General features: G+C 65.4%; 23 protein-coding genes. 11 read left to right on the top strand and 12 right to left on the bottom strand.

The annotated features are described in order from the left end of the window. Window positions 1–37 precede the first annotated feature (37 nt). The 4 genes from EN857_RS08555 to EN857_RS08540 form a co-directional block, all read right to left on the bottom strand. On the bottom strand, window positions 38–1,027 hold the full coding sequence (locus tag EN857_RS08555; protein WP_127282400.1) for an MDR family oxidoreductase: 990 nt from the start codon (window positions 1,025–1,027) through the stop codon (window positions 38–40). Between the two features lie 53 nt (window positions 1,028–1,080). After that, the gene (lspA, locus tag EN857_RS08550; RefSeq protein WP_127282401.1) at window positions 1,081–1,563 is read right to left on the bottom strand and encodes a signal peptidase II; all 483 of its coding nucleotides are present in this window, start codon (window positions 1,561–1,563) and stop codon (window positions 1,081–1,083) included. Window positions 1,564–1,631: 68 nt separating this feature from the next. Continuing rightward, window positions 1,632–2,480: an RNA methyltransferase gene (locus EN857_RS08545; RefSeq protein WP_127282402.1), complete on the bottom strand. Its 849-nt coding sequence runs from the start codon at window positions 2,478–2,480 to the stop codon at window positions 1,632–1,634. Next, on the bottom strand, window positions 2,481–3,542 hold the full coding sequence (locus EN857_RS08540) for a class I SAM-dependent rRNA methyltransferase (protein ID WP_127309355.1): 1,062 nt from the start codon (window positions 3,540–3,542) through the stop codon (window positions 2,481–2,483). A 111-nt stretch (window positions 3,543–3,653) separates the two neighbouring features. Here EN857_RS08540 and EN857_RS08535 point away from each other — a divergent pair, with 111 nt between their 5' ends. The 4 genes from EN857_RS08535 (at window position 3,654) to EN857_RS08520 (ending at window position 5,775) form a co-directional block, all read left to right on the top strand. After that, window positions 3,654–4,370, top strand: coding sequence for a YafY family protein (locus EN857_RS08535; protein ID WP_135858294.1), 717 nt, complete (start codon window positions 3,654–3,656; stop codon window positions 4,368–4,370). 70 nt (window positions 4,371–4,440) lie between these two features. Beyond that, complete coding sequence (locus EN857_RS08530; protein ID WP_127309353.1) at window positions 4,441–4,821, top strand: VOC family protein; 381 nt, start codon at window positions 4,441–4,443, stop codon at window positions 4,819–4,821. Then, on the top strand, window positions 4,818–5,252 hold the full coding sequence (locus EN857_RS08525; protein WP_135858291.1) for an EVE domain-containing protein: 435 nt from the start codon (window positions 4,818–4,820) through the stop codon (window positions 5,250–5,252). The genes EN857_RS08530 and EN857_RS08525 overlap by 4 nt, the downstream gene beginning before the upstream one ends. Before the next feature lie 94 nt (window positions 5,253–5,346). Continuing rightward, window positions 5,347–5,775 carry a VOC family protein gene (locus EN857_RS08520; protein ID WP_127309351.1) on the top strand — a complete coding sequence of 143 codons (429 nt, stop codon included), beginning with the start codon at window positions 5,347–5,349 and terminating at the stop codon, window positions 5,773–5,775. Here the strand turns inward: EN857_RS08520 and EN857_RS08515 are convergent. From EN857_RS08515 to sppA, 4 genes are all read right to left on the bottom strand, one after another. After that, a complete protein-coding gene (locus EN857_RS08515) occupies window positions 5,765–6,730 on the bottom strand; it encodes an ornithine cyclodeaminase family protein (protein WP_127392465.1) in 966 nt (321 codons plus the stop codon). The genes EN857_RS08520 and EN857_RS08515 overlap by 11 nt on opposite strands. A gap of 93 nt (window positions 6,731–6,823) precedes the next feature. Continuing rightward, a complete protein-coding gene (locus EN857_RS08510; RefSeq protein WP_127392466.1) occupies window positions 6,824–7,156 on the bottom strand; it encodes a DUF1049 domain-containing protein in 333 nt (110 codons plus the stop codon). A gap of 53 nt (window positions 7,157–7,209) precedes the next feature. After that, on the bottom strand, window positions 7,210–7,494 hold the full coding sequence (locus tag EN857_RS08505) for an integration host factor subunit beta (RefSeq protein WP_006200394.1): 285 nt from the start codon (window positions 7,492–7,494) through the stop codon (window positions 7,210–7,212). An 80-nt stretch (window positions 7,495–7,574) separates the two neighbouring features. Beyond that, entirely contained in the window at window positions 7,575–8,531 is a 957-nt protein-coding gene (sppA, locus tag EN857_RS08500) for a signal peptide peptidase SppA (RefSeq protein ID WP_127309349.1), read from the bottom strand. Between the two features lie 300 nt (window positions 8,532–8,831). Here sppA and lptC point away from each other — a divergent pair, with 300 nt between their 5' ends. The 6 genes from lptC to ptsN all read left to right on the top strand — a co-directional run bounded on the left by lptC (window position 8,832) and on the right by ptsN (window position 14,055). Next, window positions 8,832–9,545, top strand: a complete 714-nt coding sequence (gene lptC, locus EN857_RS08495; protein WP_127282411.1) for an LPS export ABC transporter periplasmic protein LptC — start codon at window positions 8,832–8,834, stop codon at window positions 9,543–9,545. Continuing rightward, window positions 9,532–10,116 carry an LptA/OstA family protein gene (locus EN857_RS08490; RefSeq protein WP_127282412.1) on the top strand — a complete coding sequence of 195 codons (585 nt, stop codon included), beginning with the start codon at window positions 9,532–9,534 and terminating at the stop codon, window positions 10,114–10,116. The genes lptC and EN857_RS08490 overlap by 14 nt, the downstream gene beginning before the upstream one ends. Continuing rightward, window positions 10,116–10,934, top strand: a complete 819-nt coding sequence (gene lptB, locus EN857_RS08485; RefSeq protein ID WP_127309347.1) for an LPS export ABC transporter ATP-binding protein — start codon at window positions 10,116–10,118, stop codon at window positions 10,932–10,934. The genes EN857_RS08490 and lptB overlap by 1 nt, the downstream gene beginning before the upstream one ends. Window positions 10,935–11,130: 196 nt before the next feature. Further along, the gene (gene rpoN, locus EN857_RS08480) at window positions 11,131–12,660 is read left to right on the top strand and encodes an RNA polymerase factor sigma-54 (protein WP_135858288.1); all 1,530 of its coding nucleotides are present in this window, start codon (window positions 11,131–11,133) and stop codon (window positions 12,658–12,660) included. A 284-nt stretch (window positions 12,661–12,944) separates the two neighbouring features. Beyond that, entirely contained in the window at window positions 12,945–13,529 is a 585-nt protein-coding gene (gene raiA, locus EN857_RS08475; RefSeq protein WP_127286970.1) for a ribosome-associated translation inhibitor RaiA, read from the top strand. Window positions 13,530–13,590: 61 nt separating this feature from the next. Further along, window positions 13,591–14,055: a PTS IIA-like nitrogen regulatory protein PtsN gene (ptsN, locus tag EN857_RS08470; RefSeq protein ID WP_006200387.1), complete on the top strand. Its 465-nt coding sequence runs from the start codon at window positions 13,591–13,593 to the stop codon at window positions 14,053–14,055. Between the two features lie 75 nt (window positions 14,056–14,130). Here ptsN and EN857_RS08465 read toward each other — a convergent pair whose 3' ends face one another. Together EN857_RS08465 and EN857_RS08460 are read right to left on the bottom strand one after the other, a co-directional pair. Beyond that, window positions 14,131–14,388: a DUF1150 family protein gene (locus EN857_RS08465; protein WP_127286971.1), complete on the bottom strand. Its 258-nt coding sequence runs from the start codon at window positions 14,386–14,388 to the stop codon at window positions 14,131–14,133. 166 nt (window positions 14,389–14,554) lie between these two features. Then, window positions 14,555–14,980 carry an Hsp20 family protein gene (locus tag EN857_RS08460; protein ID WP_126058304.1) on the bottom strand — a complete coding sequence of 142 codons (426 nt, stop codon included), beginning with the start codon at window positions 14,978–14,980 and terminating at the stop codon, window positions 14,555–14,557. Window positions 14,981–15,133: 153 nt separating this feature from the next. Here EN857_RS08460 and EN857_RS08455 point away from each other — a divergent pair, with 153 nt between their 5' ends. Next, a complete protein-coding gene (locus EN857_RS08455; RefSeq protein WP_127392277.1) occupies window positions 15,134–16,075 on the top strand; it encodes a nucleoside hydrolase in 942 nt (313 codons plus the stop codon). A gap of 136 nt (window positions 16,076–16,211) precedes the next feature. On the opposite strand, the gene EN857_RS08450 is transcribed toward EN857_RS08455, so the two are convergent. Both EN857_RS08450 and EN857_RS08445 read right to left on the bottom strand, forming a co-directional pair. Then, entirely contained in the window at window positions 16,212–16,826 is a 615-nt protein-coding gene (locus EN857_RS08450) for a LysE family translocator (protein WP_127392278.1), read from the bottom strand. A 104-nt stretch (window positions 16,827–16,930) separates the two neighbouring features. Further along, the gene (locus EN857_RS08445; protein WP_127392279.1) at window positions 16,931–18,382 is read right to left on the bottom strand and encodes an amidase; all 1,452 of its coding nucleotides are present in this window, start codon (window positions 18,380–18,382) and stop codon (window positions 16,931–16,933) included. Window positions 18,383–18,386 lie beyond the last annotated feature (4 nt).

The raw sequence follows: 18,386 nt of genomic DNA, 5'->3' as shown, positions 1-18,386 counted from the left end.
ATTTTAACAGTCGCGCGGTTTTCGCCCTATCCGCGGCTCACATATCGACCACGACGCGGCCCCTGATCCTGCCGTCGACGATGTCGCGCGCGGCGTCGATTATGCCGTCAAAACCGATGGTCCTGGACAGCGTCGCGAGTTTCCTGTGGTCGAGATCGGTGCCGATGCGGCGCCACGCCTCGAGACGCACCGCCTTCGGCGCCATCACCGAATCGATGCCGAGCAGCGAGACGCCGCGCAGGATGAAGGGAGCGACGCTCGCCGGCAGGTCCATGCCGCCGGCAAGCCCGCAGGCGGCCACAGCTCCGCCATAGGCGGTCATCGACAGTACATTGGCGAGCGTGTGGCTGCCGACCGCATCGACGCCGCCGGCCCAGCGTTCCTTGGCGAGCGGCTTTGCCGGCTGCGTGAGCTCGTCGCGCGAGATCACCTCGGCGGCGCCGAGGTCGATCAGATAGGGGCTTTCGGCATTGCGGCCGGTCGAAGCGATGACATGGTAGCCGAGGCTGGAGAGGATCGAGACCGCGACCGAGCCGACGCCGCCGGCCGCACCGGTCACCACGACCGGGCCGCGATCCGGCACGATGCCATGCCGCTCGAGCGCCATGACGCTGAGCATGGCGGTGTAGCCGGCGGTGCCGACCGCCATCGCATCATGCGGGCTCATGCCCTCCGGCAGCGGCACCAGCCAGTCGCCGTTGACACGGGCGCGGCCGGCAAAGGCGCCGAAATGCGTCTCGCCGACGCCCCAGCCGTTGAGGATGACCTTGTCACCCTTGCGCCAGTCGGCATGCGAGGAGGAGATGACGGTGCCGGCGAAATCGATGCCCGGCACCAGCGGCCAGCGGCGGATGACCGGCGCCTTGCCGGTGATGGCCAGCCCATCCTTGTAGTTCACGGTCGTCGCCTCGACCGCGACGGTGACGTCGCCCTCCATCAGGTCGGCTTCGGTGAGGTCGGTGACGGCGACCGACTGCTTCTTGTCGGCGTCGCGCGAAACGAGGATGGCTTTGAAGGTATCGGACACGTTCTTCTCCCGGCTGTGCGGTGCTCGGACTGTGCGGCGACGGCCGCGCGAGGTCAATCTTGCGAGGTCTTGGGCTGGCGCCGCCAGCCGATCAATTCATCGAAGAGGACCAGCGCGGCGCCGACCGAGATGAAGGCATCCGCCAAATTGAAGACGGCGAAGGACCAGACCGGCGTGTGGAACAAAATGTAGTCGATGACATGGCCGTAGGCGACGCGGTCGATGACATTGCCCACCGCGCCGCCGATGATCAGCGCGAAGCCGGTCCGGGCAACCGCGTGGCCCGCCGGCGTGCGGGTTGCGAGGTAGAGCACGAAGGCGACGACGAGGACGGCAATCACCACCAGGCCGGTATCGCCGAAGGACTGGAACATCGAGAAGGCGATGCCGGTGTTGTAGGTGCGGAACAGCGCCAGGAAGGGCAGGAGATCGACCTTCTCCTGGAAGGTGAGGCCGCTTTTCACCAGGTGCTTGATCCACTGGTCGAGCGCGATGGCGACGACGACCAGCAGGGCGTAGGGGGACCACGACTTCACGGTTTGATGCCCTCTTGTTTGACCATGACCCTGTCCGAATACCGGACGCCATTTCTTGGCATCATGGTCTAGTCCGGGCCCAGCTTCAGCGCGGCGCGCCGGATCTCGAACAGCATGATGCCGGTGGCGACCGCCAGATTGAGTGAATCGGCGCGGCCGGCTTGCGGAATCCTGAGCAGACGGTCGCAGCTCTCGGCCAGGCTGTCGGGCAGGCCCTGCTGCTCGTTGCCCATCAAGAGCAGCACCGGCCCCCTGGTAAAATCGACCGAACGGTAATCGACCGCGCCCTTCAGATGGGTGCCGGCGACGAGGCCCGGAAAGCCCTTGCGCCAGGCCAGAAAAGCCTCCGGCGTCGCCCTGGCGACGGGCACGGCGAAGATCGAGCCCATGGTGGCGCGCACGGTCTCGACGGAAAAGGGATCGGTGGTCTCGCCGACCAGGATGACGCCCTTGGCGCCGACGGCATCGACGGTGCGGATGACGGTGCCGAGATTGCCGGGATCGCGCACCCGGTCGAGCGCCACCCAGACGTCGCCATCCGTGGCGCGAATGTCCCTCAGTGGCAGCACCTTCTGGGCAAAGACGCCGACCACCATTTGCGGGTTGTCGCGGCGGGTGATCGCCGCCAGCACCTTTTCGGAGACTTCGAGCACGGTGCCGCCGGCGGCGACGGTGCGCGCCGCGACCTTCTCCACCGCCGCATTGCCGCGTCCGGCCTTGGCGAAGACCAGCGTGCGGATATGCCAGCCGAGATCGACCGCGTCGATGACCAGCTTCAAGCCTTCGGCCATGAAGGCGTTCTGCTGGTCGCGGAATTTCTTCAGCGCCAGCGCCTTGATGTCCTTGACCAGCGGGTTGGCGAGGCTGGTGACCTCCTTCACCTGGCCGACGGCGCGGGAGCTCTCATAAGCGTTCATTCAGGCCACCCAGCGCGAGAACAGCGAGGTCGACAGCGCGCGGCCGGCGGATTTCTCGCGGATGATCAGCTCGCCCGATTCGACCGTGCCGCCCATGCCGGCGAAGGTGTCGCGCATCAGGGCATGGATGGCGAAGAATGAAGCGCGGATCGAATAGGCGGTCAGCACAACGGCGAGCGGCTTCGGCGTCAGGATTGAGCGGCAGAGGTCGGTCAATCCGGGCAGGTCGTCGAACAATTGCCAGACCTCGCCCTTCGGGCCGCGGCCATAGGCGGGCGGGTCGAACAGGACGATATCGTAGCGGCTGCCGCGGCGCTCCTCGCGCTCGGCGAACTTCACGGCGTCCTCGACGATCCAGCGGATCGGCTTGCTGGCGAGCCCGGCCATCTCCTGGTTTTCCCGGGCCCAGCCGATGGCCTTCTTGGACGCATCGACATGGGTGACCTCGGCGCCGGCGCGGGCTGCCACCAGCGAGGCAAGGCCGGTATAACCGAACAAGTTCAGTACCTTGACCGGCCGTTTGGCGGCCATGATCAGCCCGGCCATGTGATCCCAGTGGGAGGCCTGTTCGGGAAAGACGCCGACATGGCGAAACGAGGTGAAGCGGCCAAGATAGTCGATGCCGTCATGCTTCATCGGCCAGGTTTCGCCGAGCGGCGTTTTCGGGAAGCGCCAGCGGCCGATACCCTCCTCGTCGGTGTCGCCGGTGAAGATGGCGTCGGCGCGCTCCCAGTCCCTGGCCGGCAGCGCCCGCTGCCAGATCGCCTGGCCCTCCGGCCGCACGATGCGATAGGGGCCGTACTGCTCGAGTTTTTGGCCGGCGCCGCTATCCAGCAGAGCGTAGTCGGCATTGGGCGCCACTTCGAGGATCAGTGGCAGCCGCTCGGTCGGCAGCGCGCCCTCGCGGCGCGCAAGGACGCGCGGCGCGGATTTGGGTTCGGGGCGGCCCTGTGGCTCCTGCCTCGTTGCCGCGCCGGCCTCGCGGGGATGCGATTGGGCGGCATTGGCTTTGGCGGGCTGGCGCGGACGGTTGTCGCGGTTTCGATCGCGAAAGGATTTCAAGAACACTCTCCGGAACGGCAGGCCGCTTTTGACATAGGGCCATCGGCGGCGCAACAAAATGGTCCGACGTCCGTGATGGACCTCAGCGGGGGAAACGGGCAAATCTGGGCCATGTCCCGCTCCGAACGCCTGCTCGACCTGATCCAGATCCTGCGCCGCCACCGCCGGCCGGTGAGCGGGCGCACGCTCGCGGGCGAAATGGGCGTCTCGATCCGCACGCTCTACCGCGACATCGCAACGCTGCAGGGGCAGGGCGCGCCGATCGAGGGCGAGGCGGGGCTGGGCTATGTGCTGAAGCCTGGCTTCATGCTGCCGCCGCTGATGTTCACCGACGAGGAGATCGAGGCCGTCGTGCTCGGGTCGCGGTGGGTCGCCAAGCAGCCGGACAAGCGGCTTTCGGCCGCCGCCACCGATGCGCTGGCCAAGATCGCGGCGGTGCTGCCGGATGACCTGCGCGAGGATCTCGACGCCACCGCGCTGCTCGTCGGGCCGGGCGCCGAGGCCACCGAAGGCATCGACCTTGGCCTGGTGCGCCTGGCCATCCGCAACGAACTCAAGCTCGGGTTCCTCTATCGGGATGGCGCAGGCGCCCAGTCCCAGCGCATGGTCTGGCCCTTCGCGATCGGCTTCTTCGACAAGGTGCGGGTGTTGGTCGCCTGGTGCGAGACGCGGCAGGATTTTCGCCATTTCCGCGCCGATCGCATGTCCGGCCTCAACGCCACCGATGTGCGCTATCCGCGCCGGCGCCAGTCGCTGCTCAAGGAGTGGCGGGCAACGCTCGACACGACGCAAGCGGGTCGGGATGCGTCGAAAGGCACCGGCCGCTGATGGCTGCTGCCAGAATCTGACAGTGGTGGTGCGTAAGGTCCTCCAATCGAAGACACGTTGGAGAACAGCAATGGACACCCCCAATTTCGTCATCCTCTATGTCGACAGCCCGGAGCGGAGCGGCGCCTTCTACGCCGCGCTGCTCGGGCGGCAGCCGGTCGAGGCATCGCCGACCTTCGTGCTGTTCGTGCTCGACGGCGGCTTCAAGCTCGGCCTGTGGTCGCGCCATACGGTGGAGCCGGCGGCGGCGGCCGCGGGCGGCGGCGCCGAGATCGTCTTCGCGCAGGACACGCCGGCGGCGGTCGACGCCGCCCACCGGGACTGGGCGGGTCGCGGCCTGAACATCCTGCAGGCGCCGACCGACATGGATTTCGGCCGCACCTTCGTCGCGCTCGATCCCGACAATCATCGGCTGCGCGTCTATTGGCTGAACGACGGGGACCAGGCATGAGCGCGCATTGGATCGCCGTCGCCTCGGCCGCGCATGTCCGGGTCGGCCGCGCGGGCGGCTTCATGCAGGTCAACCACGGCAGACTGGCGCCGTTGCGCCGCATCAGACCCGGCGACGGCATCGCCTACTATTCGCCGAACTCGGTGCTCGGCGAAAGGGACGGCCTGCAGTCGTTCACGGCAATAGGCACCGTGCGTGAAGGCGATCCCTACCAGGGCGAGATGGGCGGCGGCTTCACGCCATTCCGGCGCGATGTCGCCTGGGCGAAGGCGGAGGAAGCGGCGATCAAGCCGCTGCTCGACAGGCTGGACTTCACAGCGGGCAAGACGAACTGGGGCTATCAGCTGCGCTTTGGCCTGTTCGAAATCGACGAACACGATTTTCGGCTGATTGCCGAGGCCATGGGTGCCAAGGCCTCCGAGGCAGCCTGAGTCAGCGGCAGGCTGCTGACACCAGGCTGTCATCAGCCTCGTGCAACAAGCGCATCATCACCTGATCCGCCGCGCTTGCCCCAAGGAGAACATTATGGACTTCGTCTCGATCCGCATCATCACCGACCAGATCAAGCCTCTGGTGGCATTTTACGAGGCGATCACCGGCTTGACGGCGACCTGGTTCACTCCGGATTTCGCCGAACTGGCAACCGCCTCCTGCACGCTGGCGATCGGCAGCACGCGCACCCTGGCGTTGTTCGGAGCGGATGTGGCGGAGCCGGCCGCCAATCGTTCGGCAATCATCGAGTTTCGCGTTGCCGACGTCGACGCGCAATATCGCAGGCTGGCGGAGACCATCGGCGCCTTCGTGCAGACGCCGACGACGATGCCATGGGGAAACCGATCGCTGCTGCTGCGCGATCCCGATGGCAATCTGGTGAATTTGTTCACTCCGGTCAGCGCCGAAGCGATCAGGAAGTTCGATCGCAAGGCTGTGGCGCCGGCAGACGCTATCGCTTGAGCGCCTTGTAGACGGCAATGCCGGCGGCAAGGTCCTCGAGCGCGGCGCCGACCGACTTGAACAGGGTGATCTCGCCGTCGCTTTGCCGCCCGGCCTTCTCGCCGCGCGCCAGCTCATGCAGGTCGGCAATGATGGCATCCGGCTTCAGCACGCCGGCGGCGAGCGGCTGGACAATGTCGCCCGCTTCCTTGGTGGCGCCGGCGCGAGTGTCGACATAGACGCGGGCGCGCCGGATGGCGTCGTCGTCGCTCTCGCGCATCGTCGGCGTGAAGCCGCCTACCAGGTCGACATGAGCGCCCGGCTTCAACAACGCGCCCCTGACCAGCGGCTGGGTGGTTATCGTCGCCGAGGAGACGATATCAGCCTCCGCAAGCTCGGCGTCGAGGTCTTCGGCGACGCTGGCCGGCAGCCCCTCGGCGCGCAAGCCGGCGGCGACCTTTTCGGCATTGGCCGGGGTCCGGTTCCAGATGCGAATGGCAGTGATCGGCCGCACCGCCGAATGCGCCTTGGCAAGGAAGGTCGAAAGCGCCCCGGCGCCGACGATCAGCAGCCGCGAGGCGTCCTTGCGGGCGAGGTAGGAGGCGGCAAGCGCCGAGGCGCAAGCGGTGCGCCATTGCGTCAGCCGCTGGCCGTCGATCAGCGCTTCCGGCTCACCGGTCGTTCCGTCGAGCAGCAGGTAGAGACCCATCACGGCCGGCTTGCCGATGGCGTTGTTGTCGGGCGAGACGGTGACGATCTTGACGCCGATATGGCCACCCGCCGAGGTGCCGGCGGCGTTGAAGTCGGTCCAGGCCGGCATCAACAGCAACGTCGAGGCCTCGCCGTCGGGACGTTCGACGGTGTGATGATGGCGGACCGGCTGCACGGCGCCGTCACGGAAAGCAGTGCGCAGCGTCTCGACCAGCCCGGGAAAGGTCAGCGCCTGGTCGACCTCGGCGGCCGAAATGGTCAGCATGAAAGACTCCGTGCAGTGAGGGCGCCCGCGAAACGGAAACTCTTGCGGCATCCCTGGCGCGCGCCCTGAAGGGTCACGCGGCGTTGCAATGCTTCAGGCCGTCGGCTTCGGCAGGGCCGGGCCCTGCGGCGCCTGCGGCGCGCGGCTGACCGCCTGGCGCAGGTTCTCGGCCTCGACGCCGCGCTGGCGCGCCAGCTTGCGATAACGGCCCTGCTTGACCCAGGTCGCCACGCTGCCGACGATCATGCCGACGGCGAGAGCCAGGAACAGGAAGATGAAAAGCGGCAGCTTCAGCGTCAGCGCCGGATTGCCGGGATTGAACGGGTCGAGCGTGAAGGCGACCGGCTCGCGGTTGGCGACGGCCAGCGCGATCAGGATGATGGCCAGCGGCACGAAGACAACGACGAGCATGAAGCGGTTAAACATCTGATTTCCTGTCGAAAGCAGGCCTGTCGGAAGGCCGGCGCACGAATTCGCGCCTATTTGCCGCCGTTAAGCCTTTCGCGCAATTCCTTGCCGGTCTTGAAGAACGGCACCCACTTCTCCTCGACCTCGACGGATTCGCCGGTGCGCGGGTTGCGGCCGGTGCGGGCGGGACGGTTTTTCACCGAAAAGGCGCCGAAACCGCGCAGCTCGACCCGATTGCCTTCGGCAAGGGCGTCGGTGATCTCGTCGAAGATGGCGCCGACGATGTTTTCGACGTCGCGCAGGAAAAGATGCGGATTGCGTGTGGCAATAATTTGCACAAGCTCGGATTTGATCATGAGAACGGCTCCCCTGAAAGCACTTCAGTCAAATTATGAGGATGATTTTATTTGCTTTTTCGCTCGTCCCAAACGGCTCGTCAAGGGTGCCAGACCGAAACGAGACCGTCAAGAAACAAGCGGTCCGCTCCAATTTCGTGAATGACGTCGCCGCCGGCGTCGGGCAGGCCGAGCGCGCCAGCGATGGTTTTCGCCATTGTCTTTGAGAACAGGAAGCCGCCGTGCCGTTCGGTGTCCTTCCACTCCACAACCTTGAGCTTGGCGTCGACGCCCTTGGTCGCCAGCCAGCCGATCGCCTCGGTCTCGCCGCCGACGGCGTCGATCAGATGGTTGGCGAGCGCCTGCCTGCCGGTGAAGATCGAGCCGTCGGCAAGCGCCAGCGCCTGCTCGTGGGTCATCTTGCGGCGGTCGGCGACGATGCCGACGAACCAGTCATAGCTGTCGAGGATGAGCTTGCGGACCATGGCGCGCTCGTCCTCATTGGTCGGCTTGAAGGGCGAGGGCGAGGCCTTCAGCGGCGAGGATTTCACCTCCTCGAGCTTGATGCCGAGCTTGTCCATCAGGCCGCTGACGTCCGGATACTGGATAAGCACGCCGATCGAGCCGACGATCGAGGATTTGCGCGCGACGATATGGTCGGCGGCGCTCGCAATCATGTAGCCGGCGGACGCGGCGAGCGTGCCGACTTCCGCCACGACGGGCTTGTCGCCGGCGAGCTTGCGCACTTCCTCGAAGATCGATTCACCTCCGACCGTGGTGCCGCCGGGCGAGTCGATCGACAGGATGACGCCCTTCACCCTCGGGGATTCGCGGATGGTCTCCAGCCGCTTGATGAGCTCCTCATCCTCGGTGATGGTGCCTTCGATCCGGACCTTGGCGATATGGTCGACGGCCGAGCCGCTGAAGTCGTCGCGATAGACCCAGGTCGACAGGGCGATCAGCGCGATGGCCGCGACGATGAGCGCGGCAACACGCCAGAACGTCACCTTGCGGCGCAAACGGCGGCGGTCGATCAGGTCATCGGCTCTCATTGCCATGGTCAGCCTCTCGGTCGGTGGGAAGAGTTGCTTTTAAAGCAAGCGTCCGCGCCCGGCTACCGTTTCCTGGCGGGGTTGCGTCAAAGCGTCCGCGCGACGCGAGGCGGTGCTTCATGAAAAATTAACGCCGCTCGTCCGTATCTGCTATGAAGTGCGGAAATTGCGTCGACTTCACTTCCGTTTGTACAACGGCAGCCGTCACATTTTTGCGGTTTTCCTCCGCTTGTGCTTGCTTACGGGGGCCGACATCCCACCTATAGGCGGTGATTTGGCGGGGCAAGGGTTTATTAGAATTTAGTCATGCTAGCGCGATCGAACGAAACGACCAATGCCGAGACGGCTTTGGCGCCAGCGGCGCCAGCCGGCACGCGCGGTGATGCGTTCGACCGCGCGCAGCGGCATTCGCGCCGGGTGCGCGTGCTGAAATTCGCTGTGCCGCTGCTTGCGGCTGGCATCGCCATCGCCTTTCCGGTCTATTCCTATCTTGCCGCCCCGGTGTCGATCTCGGTGCAGGCCGAAGGCAGCGCCTTTGCCGACGGCAAGCTGGTGATGGCCAACCCCAAGCTCAACGGCTTCACCAAGCAAAAGCTGCCCTATTCGCTGACGGCGCTGCGCGCCATCCAGGACGTCGGCAAGCAAGGGATCATCGATCTTGAAGGGATCAACGCCAAATTGCCGTTGACATCGGACAATGTGGCGACCGTCAACGCCACGCGCGGCGTCTACAACCGCGACGGCAACACGATGAGCCTGACCAGCGACATTACGGTGACGACGACCGACGGCATCGAGGCCAAGCTCAAATCGGTCTTCCTCGACATGGGCAAAGGCACTATGAAGACGGATGATCCGGTCGATGTCAGCCGAGGCGGCTCGCGGATCACGGCGGATTCGATGGCGGTCCAGGACAACGGCAAGGTCCTGGTCTTCGAGAGCAAGGTGCGCGTCAACATCGATCCCGCCAGCTTGAAGGCGGCAGAGCAACAGGGCGGAGAATCGAATGCGTCGCAATAGTATGGCACGGCTTTTGAGCGCGGCTTCGGTGCTGCTGCTGCTCGGCGCGTCGCCGTCGCTTGCCCAGTCCGGCACGACCAGCCAGGTCTCGGGCCTCAAGCTTTCCGGCGATCAGCCGATCCAGATCGAGAGCGACAAGCTCGAGGTTCGCCAGGCCGACAGCGTCGCCGTGTTCAGCGGCAATGTCACCGTGACGCAAGGGCCGACCACGCTCAAGGCCGGCAAGATGACGGTCTACTATGTCAAGGATCCCAATGCCGCCAAGGGCGCCGCCGCCGGCGCGTCGGCGATGACCGGCTCGGCCAACATCGACCACCTTGTGGTCGACAACAAGGTCTACATCAAGTCGAACGACCAGATCGCCACCGGCGACAATGGCACGTTCGACATGAAGAGCCAGGTGCTCGTGCTTTCCGGCAAGGAAGTGGTGCTGTCGCAGGGGCCCAACGTGCTCAAGGGCTGCAAGCTCACCGTGCAGATGAAGAGCGGCCTCGCTCAGGTCGACGGCTGTGGCGGGCGCGTCATCATGTCGATGACCCCGCCGCCGAAGTCGGGAGCGCCGAAGCAATAATGGCCGGCGTATCGTCGCTGCTGGCTCGCCTTCCGGGGCGGGCCGCCGGCAAACCAGCGGCGCCGGCTACGGTTTCCGCCGATTCCGCCAAGTTCAAGGGCACCTTGATCGCCAAGGGCCTGACCAAGAGCTACAAGGGCCGCAAGGTCGTCAGCGGCGTGACGCTTGGCGTGCGCGCCGGCGAGGCGGTCGGGCTGCTCGGCCCCAACGGCGCCGGCAAGACGACCTGTTTCTATATGGTGACCGGCCTGGTGCCGGTGGACGAAGGCACGATCGAGATCGACGGCTTCGACGTCACCTCGATGCCGATGTACCGCCGCGCCCGGCTCGGCATCGGCTACCTGCCGCAGGAGGCCTCGATCTTCCGGGGCTTGAGCGTCGAGCAGAACATCCGCGCCGTGCTCGAAGTGGTCGAGAAGAGCCGCAAGGCACGCGAGCGCAGCCTCGACGAGCTGCTCGAGGAATTCCACATCAGCCATCTGCGCAAGGCGCCCTCGCTGTCGCTGTCCGGTGGCGAGAGGCGGCGTCTCGAGATCGCGCGCGCGCTCGCCACGCGCCCGGCCTATATGCTGCTCGACGAGCCTTTCGCCGGCATCGACCCGATCGCGGTGGCCGATATCCAGCAGCTGGTGCGGCACCTGACCGCGCGCGGCATCGGCGTGCTGATCACCGATCACAATGTGCGCGAGACGCTCGGCCTGATCGACCGCGCCTACATCATCCACGCCGGCCAGGTGCTGACGCATGGCCGCGCCGACGAGATCGTCGCCAATGCCGATGTGCGGCGGCTTTATCTCGGCGAGGGTTTTACCCTCTAAACAGGAAATCCAGCTCCCGACGCAATTTTTCGGCGATTTTTGGGATTCTTGTCCGATTTTTGCCTGAAATAACGCTCCGGTAAGCGCGTTTTGCTACCGTTTCCCTTGACAAGCAAAAGCCGGGCCAGTTTGTTTGTCCCGGTCGGAAAAACTCGTTCCGGCATGTCCTGTGCGTAGAGGCGTTTGAAAACCAACCATGGCGCTGGCGGCGAAATTACAGCTACGGCAGTCCCAGTCGCTGGTGATGACGCCGCAACTGATGCAGTCGATCCGGCTGCTGCAGCTCACCCATGTCGAGCTCGAGCGCTTCATTGATGACGAGATCGAGCGCAACCCGCTGCTGGAGCGCGCCGAGCCGCAGGACGACGCGGCGAGCGACCTGGCGCAGAAGAGCGATGCCGCGCCGGAAACCGCCGCCGACGGCGACTGGTTCGAAGCCGAGACCGAATGGAGCGCCGAAGCGATCTCGGACAAGCTCGATTCCTCGCTGGAGAATCTCTTTCCCGACGATCCCGGCACCAGCGAGCGGCTCGGTCCGGGTCTCAGCGCGCAATGGAAATCGGCTTCCGGCAGCGGCATGGGCGCGTCCTCGCCCGAAGGTTTCGATGTCGGCGACATGGCCGCCAGCGCGATCACGCTGCGCGAACATGTCGGCGAGCAGATCGCGCTCGCCTTCGCCGACCCGGCGGCGCGGCTGATTGCCGGGGAGCTTGCCGATGGCCTCGATGAAGCCGGCTATCTGCGCGCCGACATGGCCGAGATCGCGGCTCGCCTCGGCGCCAGCGAAGCGGCGGTGGCCAAGGTGCTGGTGATCTGCCAGACGTTCGAACCCGCCGGCCTGTTTGCCCGCGACCTCGCCGAATGCCTGTCGCTGCAGCTTGCCGTGCGCGACCGGCTCGATCCGGCGATGCGGGCGCTGGTCGCCAACCTCGAGCTGCTGGCGCGGCGCGATTTCCAGACGCTGAAGCGGATCTGCGGGGTCGACGAGGAGGATCTGCTCGACATGCTGGCCGAGATCCGGGCCCTCGATCCGCGGCCCGGAATGGCGTTTTCGGGCGGCGCCAGCGACGCCATCGTCGCCGATGTCGAGGTGCGTGCCGCCAACGACGGCAGCTGGGCAGTCGAGCTCAATGCCGAGACGCTGCCGCGCGTCCTGGTCGACAATGTCTATTTCGCCAGGGTTTCGGGCCACGCGAAGGACCAGGCGGAGAAGGACTTCCTGGCCGAGTGCCTGCAGAGCGCCAACTGGCTGACGCGCAGCCTCGACCAGCGGGCCAAGACCATCCTCAAGGTCGCTTCGGAGATCGTTCGCCAGCAGGACGCCTTCCTGGTCCATGGCGTGCGCCACCTCAAGCCGCTCAATCTGCGTACGGTGGCCGATGCCATCGGCATGCACGAATCGACGGTGAGCCGGGTCACGGCCAACAAATACATGCTGACGCCGCGCGGCGTGTTCGAACTGCGCTATTTCTTCACCGCTTCCATCGCCTCGGCGGGCGGCGGCGAGGCGCATTCCTCGGAAGCGGTGCGCGACCGCATCAAGCAATTGATCGATGAGGAAAAGCCTGTCGACGTGCTCTCCGACGACGCCATCGTCGACATGCTGCGGGAAAGCGGCGTCGACATCGCCCGCCGTACAGTCGCCAAATACCGGGAAGGCATGAATATTCCCTCCTCGGTGCAGCGGCGGCGTGAAAAGCGCGCTATCGCCAGCGCCGGGCGCTGACCGCACCGTCAAACGGCCGCGGCGCGGATTTCCACAGTTTTCGAGCTTCATTGACAAGCCGCAATGAAGTGTCTAGAAGCCCGCCCGCATGAGGCGGGCCTGAAACCCGCAAGCGGATGGGTCCGTCACAGCGAAGGCCTCGCGACGGCCAGAAGGCAACTTGTGATCAACCGGAAAGTTCGGATTTAAAATCGGCGCGAGCGCCGCCGCAAAGCTTGTGCGCGCGGACCACGAGTATAAACTCGGGACAGTTTGAAGCCTGAGTAGGGAAGGTCAGTTTTCAGATGAAACTGCGCATTTCGGGAAAACACATGGACATCGGCGATGCGTTCCGTACGCGCATCAACGACCGTGTCGGCGAGGCGATCGGGAAATATTTCGATCGCGGTTTTTCAGGGCATGTCACGGTCATCAAATCGGGGTCGCGCTTTTCGGCCGACTGCATGATCCGGCTCGATTCCGGCGCCTCATTGCAGGCGACGGGCGACGCACAGGACCCCACGCTTGCCTTCGAGGCGGCGGCTGATCGCCTCGAAACCCGCCTGCGGCGCTACAAGCGCCGCCTGAAATCGCACAACTCCGGCAACGGCAATGGCGAGCCAACCGACATCGCCTATACGGTGATGGCGCCTCTCGCCGACGACGACGAGGAGATTCCGGAGAATTTCGCTCCGGCGGTCGTCGCCGAGTCGACCATGACGCTGCGCACCATGTCGGTGGCGTCCGCCGTCATCGAACTCGACACCAAGGACAGCCCGGTCTTCGTGTTCCGCAACGCCGGGAACGAGCATCTCAACATCGTCTACCGCCGGCCGGATGGGAACATCGGCTGGATCGACCCGTCCACGACCAAAGTCGCACAGGGATAGCAGCCAGCCGCGCGAGGGGGCGAGGACTGGCTGCGGCGGGCGAACAAGGGATTTTTCAGGCATGGATCTTAGCGATCTGATCAACGTTCCGGCGATCATGCCGGCGTTGAAGGCGAACTCCAAGAAACAGCTGCTGCAATTGCTGTCTGAGAGGGCGGCGGCGATTTCGGGCATTCCGGAGCGGGAGGTGTTCGACACCATCCTGCAGCGCGAGCGGCTGGGTTCGACCGGAGTCGGCAACGGCATCGCCATTCCGCATGGCAAGCTCGCCGGGGTGAAGCGGATCGCCGGCGTCTTCGCCCGGCTGGAAACGCCGGTCGATTTCGAGGCGCTGGACGACCAGCCGGTCGACCTGGTGTTCCTGCTGCTTGCACCGGAGGGTGCTGGCGCCGACCATCTCAAGGCGTTGTCGCGCATCGCGCGCGTGCTGCGCGACGCCGACACCGTGGCCAAGATCAGGGGTACGCGCGATGCGGTGGCGATCCACGCGCTGTTGTCGGACACGCAGGCCTCGCACGCGGCCTGAAGCTCTTTTCGGGATTAAAACCTTCGGAGGGCCGCCAAAAGCGACCCTTTCCATTTGGACCCTGACAGACCGCCGTCAGTGAATGGCGACGGTGGTCAGGTCGTTCTCCAGCGCGCCAGCCAGCGCCCGGTCGCGGGCGTCGGACAGCAGGATCGGCTGGCCATTGGCCGCAAACAGCGCCCACAGCTCCATGCCGGGCGCGATTTCGTCGAGGCCGGGGAAGCGGCCGCGCAAATCGTCGCTCGAGACTTTCCGGAGATAGGCGACCGAGCCTTCGCCGAGATGGGCGAATTCGCCGCTGGTCATGGTCGAGGTTTCGTCGGTTCTGGTCATTTCAAGCCTCCTTGACGCGAGGACGCCGTCCAAGGCCGCCCCGCATGAGAGCCATTAGAGCGCCGTGCGTCCAGTTGGACGCACAAAGGACGCTCTAACTTCAAGTCTGCTGCATCGTGCTTTCGGAAAATCGATTCCGATTTTCCGGCCGATGCAGCGGTAAAGATCAGTCTTTCACCGATATGTTTATTTTCCGTACCAGCCGCTCGACCTCCGGCCGATCGAGATCGATCGACAACAGGCCGTTCTTCAGCTCCGCCGCGATCACCCGCATGCCGTCGGCCAGCACGAAACAGCGCTGGAACTGGCGCGCGGCAATGCCGCGGTGAAGGAATTCGCGCTCGGTATCGTCGGTCTGACGGCCGCGCACGATCAACTGGTTCTCCTCCGTCGTGACATCGAGGTCGCTTTCGGCGAAGCCGGCGACGGCGAGCGTGATGCGCAGCCTTTCGGCCATGCCGTCGGCGCCGCTGAGGCGCTCGATGTTGTAAGGAGGATAGCTGTCACCGGACTTCGCCAGACGCTCGAGCGTCTTTTCCATGGTGTCGAAGCCCAGGAGAAGCGGGCTCGAAAAGGGCGTCATTCGGCTCATGTTACAGTGTCCTCTGGAGAGCGACATAAACTGGAAAAACCCGGATGGCATTTTTCCCGATTGTCTTGATATGGTCCGCCGCGCGGACAAGTTCAAGCCATCACAAACCCCGCCCCAAAACCCCGCCCAAAAAGACTCCCAGAAGGAATTGAAATGCCGCAGTCACGCAAGATCATCATCGACACGGATCCCGGCCAGGACGATGCCGTCGCCATTTTGCTGGCGCTCGGCAGCGCCGAGCTGGAGATCGTCGGCATCACCGCCGTTGCCGGCAACGTGCCGCTGAATCTGACCGAGAAGAACGCCCGCAAGATCTGCGAGCTGGCCGGCCGGCCCGATATCAAGGTCTATGCCGGCGCCATCCGGCCGCTGGCGCGCCAGCTCGTCACCGCCGAGGAAGTGCATGGCAAGACCGGCCTCAACGGCCCGCAACTGCCCGATCCGACGATGCCGCTGCAGGATCAGTACGCCGTCGATTTCATCGTCGAGACGCTGATGAGCGAAGACAGCGGCACGATCACGCTCTGCCCGCTCGGACCGCTCACCAACATCGCGCTGGCGCTGATCCGCGAGCCGCGGATCGCGCCGCGCATCAAGGAAATCGTGCTGATGGGCGGCGGTTTCTTCGAGGGCGGCAACGTCACCCCGACCGCCGAATTCAACATCTATGTCGACCCGCACGCCGCCGACGTCGTCTTCAAATCCGGCGTTCCGATCGTGATGATGCCGCTCGACGTCACCCACAAGGCATTGACCACGGCCAAGCGCACGCAGGCTTTCCGCGACCTCGGCACCAGGGTGGGCATCGCCACGTCGGAGATGCTGGAGTTCTTCGAGCGTTTCGACGAGGAGAAGTACGGCACCGATGGCGGGCCGCTGCACGATCCGTGCGTGATCGCCTATCTCATCAAGCCCGAGCTGTTCAAGGGCCGCAATTGCAATGTCAGCGTCGAGACCTCTTCCGAGCTCACCATGGGCATGACGGTGATCGACTGGTGGGGCGTGACCAAGCGGGAAACGAACGCCATGGTGATGCGCGACATCGACCATGACGCGTTTTTCGCGCTGCTGGTCGAGAGGCTGGGGCGGCTCTGAAAGCTTCCTTCTCCCCGTTTAGGTGGATGAGGGGCGGCGCGAATGTCGGTGTTTTGCCAGCAATCCTGGCGCTGCCCTTCACCCGATCGCTTGGCGACCACCCTCTCCCCGTAAACGGGGCGAGGGAAGGTAGGCGCTACTTCGCCTTCGAGAACGCCAGCCAGAGGCCGCCGCCGACCAGGAAGCTGCCGCTGATGCGGGACATCAGCTTGATGCGGCTGGCCGACAGCAGCCGGCCGGCGCGGCCGGCGGCAAGCGCGTAGGTGGAATCCGACATCGCGGCGAAGACCATCGCGGTGAGACCCATCACCACGATCTGCAGCGTGTAGTTGCCCTGGGGCGCGATGAACTGCGGGAAGAAGGCGCCGAAGAACACCAGCGTCTTCGGATTGCTGATCGCCACCAGGAAACCCTGTAGGAAGAAGCCGCCGCGCGGCTTCCTGGCCGAGCCGTCGGGGTTCAGCGTGCCTTTCGAACGGAACATCTGCACGCCCATCCAGATCAGATAGGCGGCGCCGATCAGCCTGACCCATTCGAACCAGTGCCCCATGCCGGCGATCAGCGTGTTGAGGCCGATGCCGACGATGGCGATCATGATGGCGAGGCCGGCCTGGGTGCCGGCGACATTGGCAAGGCCGGCACGCGAGCCGTGGCGGATGCTGTTGGCGATGATCAGCGTGACGGTCGGGCCGGGCACCAGGACGATGACGATGCAGGCGACGACGTAGGTGGCGTAGAGTTCCAGCGACATGGTCTTCCCTCAAGCAGGATGGCGCCGATCCGGCGGCGGCCGAACGCGATCAATGCACGGCGCCGAGGCCGGCGCAAGCGCCAGCCTGCCGCCACAGGCGGTCCTCAGCTTGCCCCTGCCTGCCAGGGCAAGGTCGCCTCGTAGGCCGCGCCGGCCCGTAGCACAGCGAGGTCACAGCGTGGCGTCCCGATCAGTTGCATGCCCATCGGCCGGCCCTTGCCGTCGAAGCCAACGGGTACGTTGAGCGCCGGACAGCCGCCGAGCGTGGCGAAGGCGGAGACCTGCATCCAGCGATGGTAGCTGTCCATGGCGTGCCCGGCCACTTCGCGCGGCCAGCGGGTGGCGACCTCGAAGGGAAAGACCTGCGCGGTGGGCAGCGCGACGAGGTCGAAGCGATCGAAGATCGACAGCAGCGTCCGGTGCCAGGACGAGCGCCGTACCGTGGCGGCATGGATCTCGGGCGCGGTGAGGCGCATCGCCTGCTCCACTTCCCACACGGCCTCCGGCTTCAGCAGTTTGCGCCTGGCCGGATCGTCGTAGTGGACCTTGAGCGCGCAGCCGCTGCTCGCCTGGCGCAGCGTGACGAAGGCCTGCCACAGCGCCTCGAAATCGACATCCGGCACCAGCGCTTCGCTGTGGAACGACGCGTCGGCGAAGCGGACGAGCGCGGCCTGGCAAAGGTCGAGGATGCCAGGCTCCATCGGCAGATGGTCGCCGAGATCGCCGAGCCAGGCAATGCGGCCGCCAGTCGCCTTCGTCGACAATCCGTCGAGGAAGGAACCCGGCTTGTCGTGCGACAGTGGGGCGCGCGGATGATGGCCGGCCTGTTCGTCGAGCAGCAGGGCGATGTCGCGGACGCTGCGGCCCATTGGCCCTTCGACGCCCATCTGGGCATGGAAGACATCGATGTCCGGCCCGGCCGGGACCAGTCCCTGCGAAGGGCGGAAGCCGTAGACGTTGTTGTAGGCGGCAGGGTTGCGCAACGAGCCGCCGAAGTCGCTGCCGTCGGCGACCGGCAGCATGTCGAGCGCCAGCGCCACCGCAGCGCCGCCGCTCGAGCCGCCGGCGGTGAGAAGCGGATCGAAGGCGTTGAGCGTCGGGCCGAACACGCTGTTGTAGGTGTTGGAGCCAAGTCCGAATTCGGGAACGTTGGTCTTGCCGATGATGATGGCGCCCGCCTTGCGGACGCGCTCGACGAAGAAATCGTCCTCGCCGGGGACAAAGTCGGCGAAGATCGGCGAGCCGAAAGTGGTCCTCAGGCCCTTGGTCAGCGCCAGGTCCTTGATAGCAATGGGCAGACCGAACAGCGATCCCGCCTTGCCGGCGAGGGCCAGATGGGCGTCGGCCCTGTCGGCATCGGCGAGGATATCGGCGCGGTCGCGCAGCGACACGATGGCATTGACCAGCGGGTTCACCGCCTCGATGCGGTCGAGGAAGGCGGTGACCACCTCGCGCACCGACAGGCGGCGCTCACGGACTGCGCCGGCCAGCTCCACGGCGGACAGCCGGCAGATATCGCCCGCGGGCGGGACGGCATGTCTGGTCGCCGGACGCATGGCC

Source organism: Mesorhizobium sp. M4B.F.Ca.ET.214.01.1.1 (genome assembly GCF_004791545.1).
In the GTDB taxonomy this organism is placed as follows: domain Bacteria; phylum Pseudomonadota; class Alphaproteobacteria; order Rhizobiales; family Rhizobiaceae; genus Mesorhizobium; species Mesorhizobium abyssinicae.
This window is presented reverse-complemented; position numbering and strand designations above follow the sequence as displayed.